The organism is Streptomyces sp. FIT100, assembly GCF_024584805.1.
Taxonomy (GTDB): domain Bacteria; phylum Actinomycetota; class Actinomycetes; order Streptomycetales; family Streptomycetaceae; genus Streptomyces.
The window spans coordinates 980,001-992,154 of sequence record NZ_CP075715.1 but is presented as its reverse complement, the minus strand read 5'-3'; the positions used below and the strand labels follow the sequence as shown (position 1 = coordinate 992,154).

The following is a 12,154-nucleotide window of genomic DNA, read 5'->3' as shown; positions in this document are numbered from 1 at the left end:
CCCTTGTCGGAGGTGCTGCTCGGTGCTGCTGTCGGAACGTTACGGTCAGAACGCGGCGTTGAAGACGAGGCCCGCCAGGAGACCACCCACCAGCGGTCCGGCCACCGGAATCCAGGCGTATCCCCAGTCGGACGTCCCCTTGTTGGGGATGGGCAGCAGCGCGTGGGTGAGGCGCGGCCCCAGGTCACGTGCCGGGTTGACGGCGTAACCGGTCGGTCCGCCCAGGGACAGACCGATCCCGACGACCAGCAGGGACACCAGCAGGATCGAGATTCCGGAGCCGTAGATCCCGGCGGGCGCGCCCGGTACCGGGCCGATGCCGATGCCGGCGTTCCGTCCGAAGGCCAGGACCGGCAGGACGAGCCCCGCGGTCGCGATGATCTCGGTGACGAGGTTCGCGACGGGTTTGCGGATCTCCGGGGCGGTCGCGAAGATCCCGAGCGTGGGCTGGGCCTTCTCGCGGTCGGAGTTGGCCTGGAACTGCGCGTAGTAGACAAGCCAGGCGAGCACGGCGCCGAGGACCGCGCCGATCATCTGCGCCACGATGTACAGCGGCACCTTGCTCCACTCGCCGGTGTCGACGGCGACGCCCACGGTCACGGCCGGATTGAGGTGTCCGCCCGAGAGCGGCGCCGAGGTGTACGCGCCCGCGAGCACACCGAAACCCCAGCCGAACGTGATGACGAACCATCCGGAGGCTCTCGCTTTGGAGTGGTGCAAGGTGACCGCGGCGCATACGCCCGCGCCGAAGAGGATCAGTATCGCGGTCCCGATGACCTCGCCGAGGAAGATGTCTGCGTTGCTCATGGCGGCTCCTGGGCTGGGTGGTGTTCCCATGGCTACGGAGCCGAAGGCAGCGGGCACAGGTGTCCCGGGCCCCGCTCGGCGTCCGTGACGAGCGTGGTGAGCGTGCGTGACCGTGCGCGTGCGTGATCGTGCCTGTATCTGACCGTGCGTGTCTCTCACTGCGCGCATACGTGCGCGTGTACGTGACCGTGCGTGTACTGACCGCGCGCGCAGGGGCGCGTACGGATGCCCGCCGGACTGCGGCGACGGATACCCGCCGAGCCGACGAAGAGGCAGTTTTCTCCGGTGTTACCGGACCGTCAAGGTCGCCGACAGCACCCGCAGTTCACAGCGGGCGTTCGGAACTTCCCCACGGAATGTCCAGTCGGCGGCGCATGCCGGGACGTGGCCGTGCGGCGAGTCGGACCCCGGGGCGCAGCCTCAGCGAACCGCCACGATCGCCGATCCATGGCCGAACAGCCCCTGGTTCGCGGTGATCCCCACCCGGGCTCCCGCCACCTGCCGTCCGCCCGCCGTGCCCCGCAGCTGCCAGGTCAGCTCGCACACCTGCGCGATCGCCTGTGCGGGGACCGCCTCCCCGAACGACGCCAGGCCCCCGCTCGCGTTGACCGGCACGCGCCCGCCGAGCGCCGTCGCGCCCTCCCGTACCAGCTTCGCGCCCTCGCCGGCGCCGCACAGCCCGATGTCCTCGTACCACTCCAGCTCCAGCGCCGTGGACAGGTCGTAGACCTCGGCGAGCGAGAGGTCCCCCGGACCCAGCCCCGCCTCCTCGTACGCGGCGCGCGCGATCGACTCGCGGAAGCCGACCGCGGCCGGCTCCACGACGGCGGCCGAGTCCGTGGCGATGTCGGGCAGGTCGAGCACGGTCCTCGGGAAGGTGGGCGTGATCGTCGAGACGGCGCGGACACGGACCGGATCGGCCGCGCCGTGCCGGCGCGCGTACTCCAAGCTCGACAGGACGAGTGCGGCGGCACCGTCCGACGTGGCGCAGATGTCGAGCAGCCGCAGCGGATCGGCCACGACCGCGGACGCGGCGACCTCGTCGGCGGTCACGGGCTTGCGGTAGCGGGCGTTCGGGTTGAGTGCGCCTGCCGCCGCGTTCTTCACCTTGACCTGCGCGAAGTCCTCCGGGGTGTCGCCGTGCAGGGCCATGCGGCGCCGGGCGTAGAGCGCGAAGTACGCCGGGTTCGTGGCGCCGAGCACCCGGAAGCGCAGCCAGTCCGGATCGTCGGGACGGTCACCGCCCGCCGGTGCGAAGAAGCCCTTGGGCGCGGAGTCGGCGCCCACGACCAGGACGACGTCCGCCATGCCCGCGAGGATCTGCGCCCGGGCGGTGCCGATGGCCTGGGCGCCGGACGCGCACGCGGCGTAGACGCTGGTGACCCGCGCACCCTGCCAGCCGAGCGCGCGGGCGAACGTCGCACCGGCCACGTACCCGGGATAGCCGCCGCGCACCGTGTCCGCGCCGACCACCGACTGGACGTCCCGCCAGTCGACGCCGGCGTCCGCGAGCGCGGCACGCGCCGCGACGGTCCCGTACTCGACGAAGCTCCGCCCCCATTTGCCCCACGGGTGCATCCCGGCGCCGAGCACGGCGACGTCACCGGTCATCGGGCACCCCCGACCGGCCGCCAGTGCCAGGTCGTCCAGGTGGTTCCCGCGTCCTCTTCGAGGACCCCCGGCACCACCTCGACCTCCATGCCGACGGCGAGATCGGCGACGGTCAGGCCCGGCACCGCCTGCCCGAGGACCACCATGCGCTCCTCCGCGAGCTCGACCGCCACCAGCGTGTACGGCTCCCACGCGGCATCCGGGTCCGAGACGTACGGCGCGGGCGGCCGGTAGCGCCCGTCCGTGTACGACCACACGCGACCCCGCTTGGACAGGGCCACCTCCGCCAGTTGGCCGCCGCCCGCGCAGCCGGGATTGCGGCAGTGCGCGTCCTCACGTGGGAAGAACACCACGGAGCAGACGGTGCAGCGGGTGCCCAGGAGTCTGAACTCCCTCTCCACCTCGCCGTCGGTGAACCATCCGGCCACCACGGGCGTACGCGTGCGCGCCACGGCCGACCTCTCCAATCTGACGGAACGTCAGAAGTGTGCCACGCGACCGACACCCCCCACCAGATCCGGGTACGGCCGGATCCGGGTACGGCCAGAACCGGACGGTGCTCCGCCGCGTCCGGTACGTGGGGGAGGGGTGGCCGGAACCCACGGGGGTGGTTCCGGCCGCCCGTTCCTGATAGACGGTGGTGCGCATGAGAGGACTCGCTTCCGCATTCCGCGCCCTGACCCTCACCGCCGCCGCCCTGCTCGCCGTCACCGTCACCTCCCCCGCCGCCCGGGCGACCCCCGAACCGGGAGCGCCACAGGAGTTCGTCGCGCTGCGCACGGTAGCCCCGACGATCATCCAGGAGATGCGCTACACCACCGCGCACAACTTCATCGGCGAACCGATCGACGGATACCACCAGGGCGTGTGCATCCTCACCCGCCCCGCCGCCCAGGCCCTCCAGCGTGCCCAGCGCCAACTGCTGCGCCAGGGCTACTCCCTCAAGGTCTACGACTGCTACCGGCCGCAGCGCGCCGTCGACCACTTCGTCCGCTGGGCCAAGGACCTCGACGACGAGCGCATGAAGGAGGAGTTCTATCCCCAGGTCGACAAATCGAGGTTGTTCGAGGACGGTTACATCGCCGAGAAGTCGGGCCACAGCCGCGGCAGCACCGTCGACCTGACCCTCGTGAAACTCCCCGCCAAGAAGTCCCGTCCCTACGTCCCCGGCGAGAAGCTGGTCCCCTGCTACGCGCCGCGGAACGAACGGTTCCCGGACAACTCCGTCGACATGGGCACCGGATTCGACTGCTTCGACACCCTCTCGCACACGGACGACCCCCGAGTCCAGGGCGAGCAGCGCGCCAACCGCCGGCTCCTGAAGACGACCCTCGCCGGTGTCGGATTCGTCAACCTGCCCGAAGAATGGTGGCACTTCACGCACAAGCCCGAGCTCTTCCCCGACACCTACTTCGACTTCCCCGTGTCCTGGAGGTCACTGGCGCGGCCGTGACGGGCCGATCGGGCTCGGTCTCCCGTACAGTCCGCGTGTGACCGAGCCCAACGCGCCCACACCGCCCCCTGCCCCCGCCCCTGCCCCCGGTGTCCCCGCCCCTGCCCCCACCCCCACCCCCGTGCAGGACTCGCACTGCTCCAGCTGCGGCGCCCGCTACCCGGCCGCCGCCACCGGCTGGCCCCGAACCTGCGCCGTCTGCGGCGACATCGCGTACCGCAACCCCCTTCCCGTCGCCGTCGCCCTGGTGCCCGCCGCCACCGCCCACGGCACCGGACTCGTCGTCATCACCCGCACCATCGAGCCGCAACGCGGCGGCATCGCCCTGCCCGGCGGCTTCATCGACCAGGCCGAGGACTGGCGGCACGCGGTCGTCCGCGAGCTCAAGGAGGAGACCGGCATCGAGGCCGCCCACGAGGACGTCCGGCTCGCCGACGCGCTCAGCTCACCCGGCGGCCATCTGCTCCTCTTCGGCCTGCTGCCCGAACGGCCTGCGGCGGAGCTCCCGCATTCGGCGCCGACCGAGGAGACCGAGGGCTGGCACCTCCTCCACGAGCCGGCCGAACTGGCCTTCCCCCTGCACACCGTGGCGGCACGGCGCTGGTTCGCGGGCGACTACGACGTCTGAAGGACGTGTCCCTGACGCCTCCTTCGGCACGGGAGCGACCGCCGGGCGGACGGGACGCGAAGACACTCCCTGGATGGATTGCCCTAGACGGTGTCCAGCCCCCGCACCCGTACCGGCCGATCCGCCTTCACCACTCCGCCCTCCGCGACCCGCTCCACCACGACCCGCCCGCCCACCAGCCGTGACGCGTACCGCTCCAGCTCGGCCACCGCCGAGACGTCCCCCGAGTCCTCGACGACCAGGCCGCCGCCGGAGCGACCGGCGGCGGGAGCCCACACCTCCAGCTCCGTCCCGCCGTCCTCACCGCGCACCGGAATCACCGCACCCGCCCGCGCCAGCACCGGGATCCGCGACAACGGCGCGTCCAGCAGCACCTGCCCCGGACCCTCGTACGCCTCCCCGGTCACCGTGTCGTACCACCGCCCGCGCGGCAGCCGTACCGCCCGCCGGTCCGTGCCCCGCGCCAGCACCGGCGCGACCAACAGCGCGTCACCCAGCAGAAACGCGTCCTCGCAGTCCCGCAACGCACGGTCCTCCGGCGCTCCCCACCACAGGGGACGCACGTACGGCGCCCCGGTGAGCCGGGCGAGCTGCGCCAGGGTCACGAAATACGGACGCAGTCGCTCCCGTTCGAGCATCGCCGCCTTCGCGTGCCCGAGGACCTGCGGACCGAACTCCCACGGCTCCCGGCGCCCCGCGTCGATCGCCGCATGCGTACGGAACAGCGGCAGATAGGCGCCGAGCTGGAACCAGCGCAGATACAGCTCCGGCGAAGGACTGCCGTCGAAACCGCCGACATCCGGACCGGAGTACGGAACTCCGCACAGCCCGAGCCCCAGCACCAGCGACAGCGACGCCCGCAGCCCCGGCCAGCCCGTGGCCACATCACCGGACCACGTCCCGCCGTACCGCTGCATCCCCGCCCACCCCGAGCGCGAGAACAGAAACGGCCGCTCCTGCGGCCGCAACCGCCGCAGCCCCTCATACGCCGCCCGCGCCATCGCGAGCCCGTACACGTTGTGCGCCTCACGATGATCACCCCCGTGCCCCTCCAGCACATGCCGGGCCGACCGCGGCAACGTCATGTCACCGAACGGGGCGAACGACACCGGCTCGTTCATGTCGTGCCACACGCCGGAAAAGCCCTGCGCGAGCCGCTCCTCGTACAGCCCGCCCCACCACTCACGGACTTCGGGATCGGTGAAGTCCGGGTACACGCACTCGCCCGGCCACACCTCACCGCGCACCTCCCGCCCCCGCGCGTCCCGCACAAACGCCCCCGCCGCCGACCCGCTGTCGTAGACGGCACCGCCCGGCTCCGCCTTCACCGCCGGATCGACGATCGACACCAGCCGCACCCCCTCCGCACGCAGCTCCTCCGCCAGCCCCGGCAGATCGGGGAAGCGCGCACGGTCGACCGTGAAGACCCGGTGCCCGTCGTAGTGGTCGATGTCGAGATGCACCGCCGACAGCGGAAGCCCCCGCTCCCGGTAGCCCGCCACCACCCGGCGGACCTCCTGCTCACTGCCGAAGCCCCAGCGCGCGTGCTGCGCCCCCAGCGCCCACGCCGGGGGGAGCGCGGGCGCCCCCGTGAGCGCCGTCCAGCCGCGCAGCACCCGTGCCGGAGGGCCCACCAGCACCCAGCCGCGCAGCGGCCCGCCGGCCACCCGGACCTCGCAGGTACCCGGCCGGTCGTGACCCGAACCCGCACCCTCCTCGCCCTCGCGCAGGGTGACGCGGCCCTCCCAGGAGTTGTCGACGAACGCCAGATGCGTGCCCGCGTCCGCGACCACCAGCTGCACCGGCATCGTGATGTACAGCGGATCGTCCCCCGGGCCGAAAGCACCACGCGGATCGGTGTTCCACAGCCGGTACGTCCCGTCCCGCAGACGCGGCCCCGACGACCGACCGCCCAGCCCGAAGAACCGCGCGTCCGCAGCCACCTCGGAACGCTGCAACCAGCGCGCCGGCCCCCCGGCCACCGGCTCCCACCAGCGCGGCGGCAGATCCCGGCGCAGCACCACCCCGCCCGGCGTACGGATCTCCACCGCACCGTGGCGCGACACCGCCACCGTCACCCGCTCCGACACGACCCGCCAGCCGCCGTCCTTGTCGGGCTCCAACCCGGCACGCGGATCGACCTCGGGCAACCGGCCCGCCAGCGCGTACGACGGCTCGGGCTCCGCACCGTCCCATCCCCAGAAGACGCTTCCGCCCGCCGCGACCCGCACCCGAAGCTGCGACCGAGCGAACCGGACCACCCCGCCGCCCGGAAGCGGTTCGGCACCCACCACCGCTCCCGGCACCCGCGCACGCTCCGCCCCCCGCGCCGGCAGCCCCCACGCGTCCGTACGTCTCCGCCGCCACGCCGCGCGCGCCGCACGCAGCCCCTGCACCGTGCCGAACACCTTCACCGAGCGCCCCAGTCCACGACCGTTCATGCTGATCACCCTGCCATCCACCAGGGGTTTGGCGGGGACCGTTCAACTCCCGTTCACCCGTGGTCGGAGCACACATTCAACCCTTCGACCATGGGTGGGGGCCCCTGGTGCACAAGACGATCACATGGCATCGTCCCTGTGAGCGTCAGCCGCGTCACGCGCACACCCACGCCCGTGCGCGGAACCGCCACCACGCGTAACCATGCGTAACCACGCGCAGAGCCACACAGCGAGAGCCACAGCCGCCCGGGAGCCGCCCCATGACCTCAGCAGCGAACCCTGCCCCCCTCTGGCAGCCGGACGCCGACCGCATCGCCGCCGCCCGGATCACCCGCTTCCAGACCTGGGCGGCCGAGCGGTACGGCGCACCCGCCGGCGGAGGCTACCCGGCACTGCACCGCTGGTCCGTGGACGAGCTGGAGACCTTCTGGAAGGCCGTCGCCGACTGGTTCGACGTACGGTTCTCCACACCGTACGAGCACATCCTTGGCGAGAGCACCATGCCCGGCGCCCAATGGTTCACCGGCGCCACCCTCAACTACGCCGAGCATGCCCTGCGCACCGCCGAAGACCCGGCACGCGCCCACGAACCGGCCCTCATCCATATGGACGAGGCACATGAGCCGACCCCCGTCAGCTGGTCCGAGCTCCGCCGACAGGTCGGCGCACTCGCCGCCGAACTGCGCGCCCTCGGCGTACGCCCCGGCGACCGCGTCAGCGGCTACCTGCCCAACATCCCCCAAGCCGTCACCGCCCTGCTCGCCACCGCCGCCGTCGGCGCCGTCTGGACCTCCTGCGCCCCCGACTTCGGCGCCCGCAGCGTCCTCGACCGCTTCCAGCAGGTCGAACCCGTCGTTCTCTTCACCGTCGACGGCTACCGCTACGGCGGCAAGGAACACGACCGGCGCGACACCGTCGCCGAACTGCGCCGGGAACTCCCCACCCTGCGCGCCGTCGTCCACATCCCACTGCTCGGCACCCCCACCCCCGAAGGCGCCCTCTCCTGGTCCGACCTCACCTCGTCGGACACCGAGCCCGTCTTCGAACAGGTCCCGTTCGACCATCCCTTGTGGGTCCTGTACTCCTCCGGCACCACCGGCCTGCCCAAGGCCATCGTCCAGTCCCAGGGCGGCATCCTGCTCGAGCACTTCAAACAGCTCGGCCTGCACTGCGACCTCGGCCCCGGAGACCGCTTCTTCTGGTACACCTCCACCGGCTGGATGATGTGGAACTTCCTCGTCTCCGGCCTCCTCACCGGCACCACCGTCATCCTCTACGACGGCAGCCCCGGCTACCCCGAGACCGGCGCCCAGTGGGCCATCGCCGAACGCACCGGATCCACCCTCTTCGGCACCTCCGCCGCCTATGTGATGGCCTGCCGCAAAGCCGGCGTGCACCCCGGCCGCGACCACGACCTCTCCCGGATCCAGTGCGTCGCCACCACCGGCTCCCCGCTCCCGCCCGACGGCTTCCGCTGGCTCCACGACGAGGTCAGGGAAGACCTGTGGATCGCCTCCGTCAGCGGCGGCACCGACGTGTGCTCCTGCTTCGCAGGCGCCGTGCCCACCCTCCCCGTCCACATCGGCGAACTCCAGGCGCCCTGCCTCGGCACCGACCTCCAGGCATGGGATCCGCACGGCAAGCCGCTCACCGGCGAGGTCGGCGAACTCGTCGTCACCAACCCCATGCCGTCCATGCCCATCCACTTCTGGAACGACCCCGACGGCAGCCGCTACCGCGACAGCTACTTCGAGATGTACCCCGGCGTCTGGCGGCACGGAGACTGGATCACCCTCACCGACCACGGCTCCGTGATCATCCACGGCCGCTCCGACTCCACCCTGAACCGGCAGGGCGTCCGCATGGGCTCCGCCGACATCTACGAAGCCGTCGAACGGCTCCCGGAAATCCGCGAGTCCCTCGTCATCGGCCTCGAAGAAGCGGACGGCGGCTACTGGATGCCGCTCTTCGTCCACCTCGCACCCGGCGCCACCCTCGACGACGACCTGCGCGACCGCATCAAGCGCACCATCCGCGAACAGCTCTCCCCGCGCCACGTCCCCGACGACATCATCGAAGTCCCCGGCATCCCGCACACCCTCACCGGCAAGCGCATCGAAGTCCCCGTGAAGCGCCTGCTCCAGGGCACCGCCCTCACCAAAGCCGTGAACCCGGGCTCCGTCGACAACATCGACCTGCTCCGCTTCTACGAGGACCTGGCGCGCACACGCAGCTGAACCCCGCCGCCGCCCCCTGCCGCCCGCCCCGACCTCGGTCACGAACACGTTGTCAGTGCTCACGGTTACGGTGAGTGAGCACTGGCAACAGCGCCCACGGGGAACACGGGGAACCAGGGGGAATCATGGCGAACACCAGGAACCAGCAGCAGTCCATGCGGCGCGCCCTGCGCCGCGACGTTCCGGCCACGGTCGGCCTGCTCGTCGACGAGCAGGACTTCACCGCCATGCGCCGGTACCGCAGCTTCACCTTCACCGACCATCCCGACTACCTCCACCAGGTCGAAAAGCTCCTCAGAACGCTCTCCGCCCGGAGCGGCCACACCACCGTCGCCGTCTTCGACCCCGAGGACTTCGCCCACTACTGCACCGAGACCGGCCTCGATCCGGACAGCTCCACCAGCCGCAGCCGCTACACGGCCGAGATCGCGGCCTCCGGAGCCACCGTCGCCTACACGGGCCAGCCCCTCGACCACCTCGTGCCCCTGCTCGTCAGCCGATCGGTCCGCCAGGCCACCTGGGAGTACGCGACCGCCGTGCTCAGCGGCATCGGCACCTGCGCCGACTGCGGAGAGGACATCGGGCGCGCGGCCTTCGACCGCGCCGCACAGCAGCTGCTCAGCCTCATCGACACCGCCGGCACCGGGACACACCACCTCGTCTGCAGCATCCCCGCCGCCGGCGAACAGCTCCTGGCGGTGCTCCACATCAGCACCGGCCAGGACACCCCGGCCGTCCTCGACTCAACCGAAGGAGCCGAGTTCGCGACGGTGCTCGCCGTCGGCATCGCCCTCGAAGGCCCGGGCGGAGTCGTGCTCCGGACCAGCGCACCGGAGACCCCCGACCGACTCCGGGGCTGGCGCCTCCACCACGGCCGCCTCGCCCCGCTCACCGAAGGCGAGGTCTTCAGCGCCTACTGCACCGACGCGGAAACCGGTGAACCGCTCTCCCCGGAACCCGGCGTCGAATACCGCGCGGGCTTCGACCTCGGCGACCCACCGGACACACCGTCGCACCACTGAACGCCGATGGGGCTCCCCGCCACGGCGGGAAGCCCCCTCACCACTCACCTCGGCACGGCGGACCGCCGGTCATTCCCCGGACAGCACGGCCTGAGCGGCCACCCGCGCCTCCTCGGCGCTCTCCGCCGCCCGCGCAGCGGCAGCAGCGCGCTCGCACTGGGCCAGCGTGTACTTCGCCAGCGTCGCCCGCACATAGGGAATCGACGCCGCACCCATCGAGAGAGAGGTGACACCCAGACCCGTCAGCACACACGCCAGCAGCGGATCCGCAGCGGCTTCACCGCACACGCCACAGCTCTTGCCCTCGGCCCTGGCGGCCTCGGCCGCCAGCGAGACCAGATCGAGCAGCGCCGGCTGCCACGGGTCCTGAAGCCGCGACACCGCACCCACCTGCCGGTCCGCCGCGAAGGTGTACTGGGCCAGGTCATTCGTGCCCAGCGACAGGAACTCCACCTCCTGCAGCACCGACCGCGCACGCAGAGCAGCAGAGGGGATCTCGACCATGGCACCGAACTTCGCGTTCAGCCCCGCCTCACGGCAGGCGTCCGCGAACGCCCTGGCATCGGCACGGTCCGCCACCATCGGCGCCATGACCTCGAGGTACACCGGCAGGCCCTCGGCCGCCTTGGACAGCGCGGTCAGCTGCGTCCGCAGCACCTCCGGGTGGTCCAGCAGGGTCCGCAGACCCCGCACGCCCAGCGCCGGATTCGGCTCATCGGCCGGAGTCAGGAACTCCAGCGGTTTGTCCGCACCCGCGTCCAGCACCCGCACGACCACCCGGCCCTCGGGGAACGCCTCCAGCACCTTGCGGTACGCCTCGACCTGCTTGGCCTCCGACGGCGCCTGCCTGCTGTCGTCCAGGAACAGGAACTCGGTGCGGAAGAGACCGACACCCTCGGCCCCCGCCTCCACGGCCGCAGGCACATCGGCCGGACCGCCCACATTGGCCAGCAGCGGCACCTTGTGCCCGTCCGATGTCACCCCGGGACCCGACGACGCGGCCAGCGCAGCCTTGCGCTCCGCGGCGGCCTTGGCCAGGGCCGCGCGCTTCTCCGCACTCGGCTCGACGAAGATCTCCCCCGTGCTGCCGTCGACAGCGATGACGGTGCCCTCGGTGATCTCACCCGCACCCGGCAGCGCCACCACGGCCGGCACACCGAGCGCCCGCGCCAGAATGGCGCTGTGGCTCGTCGGCCCGCCCTCCTCGGTCACGAACCCGAGCACCAGCGCCGGATCGAGCAGCGCCGTGTCCGCCGGAGCCAGATCCCGCGCGATCAGTACATACGGCTCGTCGCTGTCCGGCACACCCGGCATCGGCACGCCCAGCAGCCGCGCCACGATCCGGTTCCGGACGTCATCGAGGTCGGCCACACGCCCGGCCAGGTACTCCCCGGCACCCGCAAGCAGCGCCCGGTACGCGGCGAAGGCGTCGTACACGGCCCGCTCCGCCGTGCTCCCGACGGCGATCCGCCGCTCGACATCGGCCATGAGCTCCGGGTCCTGCGCCATCATGGCCTGCGCCTCGAGCACGTGCTGTGCCTCGCCACCCGCCAGATTGCCACGCGCAATGAGGTCCGCGGCCACGGCATCGACCGCCTGCCGAGCGCGCCCCTGTTCGCGCTCGGCCTCCTCGGCCGGAATCTGCTTGGCCGGCGGCTCGAGCACCGCCGTCCCCATGTGCCGGACCTCGCCGACCGCCACACCGTGGCTCACGCCGACGCCTCGAAGCGTTGTCTCCATGTCACCCGTCCCCGATCGTGCGGCGGTTCCAGCCACCGCGATGGATATGCACCCGGCCCTCGGACCGTCAGACCCGTCAGTACGACGGCGTGGTCACTGCCAGCCGAACAGCTCGTCGCCCGCCTTCACGTCGCCGTCCTCGCGGACACCGCTCAACGAGTCGACGGTGGCCTCCAGCGCGACGACCGGGCAGATCGGGGACTTGCCCGCTTCCT

General features: G+C 71.9%; 10 protein-coding genes (1 of these 10 running past the window's edge). 4 read left to right on the top strand and 6 right to left on the bottom strand.

Features of this window, described 5'->3' with window-relative positions; translation table 11 throughout:
* Positions 1–45 precede the first annotated feature (45 nt).
* From KK483_RS04220 to KK483_RS04210, 3 genes are all read right to left on the bottom strand, one after another.
* Positions 46–807 carry an MIP/aquaporin family protein gene (locus tag KK483_RS04220; RefSeq protein ID WP_262003824.1) on the bottom strand — a complete coding sequence of 254 codons (762 nt, stop codon included), beginning with the start codon at positions 805–807 and terminating at the stop codon, positions 46–48.
* A 420-nt stretch (positions 808–1,227) separates the two neighbouring features.
* The gene (locus KK483_RS04215; protein WP_262003823.1) at positions 1,228–2,418 is read right to left on the bottom strand and encodes a lipid-transfer protein; all 1,191 of its coding nucleotides are present in this window, start codon (positions 2,416–2,418) and stop codon (positions 1,228–1,230) included.
* On the bottom strand, positions 2,415–2,870 hold the full coding sequence (locus KK483_RS04210; RefSeq protein WP_262003821.1) for a Zn-ribbon domain-containing OB-fold protein: 456 nt from the start codon (positions 2,868–2,870) through the stop codon (positions 2,415–2,417). Before KK483_RS04210 ends, KK483_RS04215 begins: the two co-directional genes overlap by 4 nt.
* Before the next feature lie 194 nt (positions 2,871–3,064).
* Here KK483_RS04210 and KK483_RS04205 point away from each other — a divergent pair, with 194 nt between their 5' ends.
* On the top strand, positions 3,065–3,871 hold the full coding sequence (locus tag KK483_RS04205) for a M15 family metallopeptidase (RefSeq protein WP_262003819.1): 807 nt from the start codon (positions 3,065–3,067) through the stop codon (positions 3,869–3,871).
* Positions 3,872–3,992: 121 nt separating this feature from the next.
* Positions 3,993–4,499, top strand: coding sequence for an NUDIX domain-containing protein (locus KK483_RS04200; RefSeq protein ID WP_262009341.1), 507 nt, complete (start codon positions 3,993–3,995; stop codon positions 4,497–4,499).
* 83 nt (positions 4,500–4,582) lie between these two features.
* Here KK483_RS04200 and KK483_RS04195 read toward each other — a convergent pair whose 3' ends face one another.
* On the bottom strand, positions 4,583–6,940 hold the full coding sequence (locus KK483_RS04195; RefSeq protein ID WP_262003818.1) for a glycoside hydrolase family 31 protein: 2,358 nt from the start codon (positions 6,938–6,940) through the stop codon (positions 4,583–4,585).
* A gap of 260 nt (positions 6,941–7,200) precedes the next feature.
* On the opposite strand from KK483_RS04195, the gene KK483_RS04190 reads away from it, so the two are divergent.
* Positions 7,201–9,177 carry an acetoacetate--CoA ligase gene (locus KK483_RS04190; RefSeq protein WP_262003817.1) on the top strand — a complete coding sequence of 659 codons (1,977 nt, stop codon included), beginning with the start codon at positions 7,201–7,203 and terminating at the stop codon, positions 9,175–9,177.
* Positions 9,178–9,302: 125 nt separating this feature from the next.
* A complete protein-coding gene (locus KK483_RS04185) occupies positions 9,303–10,199 on the top strand; it encodes a hypothetical protein (protein ID WP_262003816.1) in 897 nt (298 codons plus the stop codon).
* A 69-nt stretch (positions 10,200–10,268) separates the two neighbouring features.
* Here KK483_RS04185 and ptsP read toward each other — a convergent pair whose 3' ends face one another.
* The gene (gene ptsP / locus KK483_RS04180; RefSeq protein ID WP_262003814.1) at positions 10,269–11,939 is read right to left on the bottom strand and encodes a phosphoenolpyruvate--protein phosphotransferase; all 1,671 of its coding nucleotides are present in this window, start codon (positions 11,937–11,939) and stop codon (positions 10,269–10,271) included.
* A 93-nt stretch (positions 11,940–12,032) separates the two neighbouring features.
* Positions 12,033–12,154, bottom strand: partial view of a PTS glucose transporter subunit IIA gene (locus KK483_RS04175; RefSeq protein WP_262003812.1) — the 3' portion only. It continues 328 nt past the right edge of the window; the window shows 122 of its 450 coding nt (coding positions 329–450); the start codon falls outside the window, past its right edge; it ends in the stop codon at positions 12,033–12,035.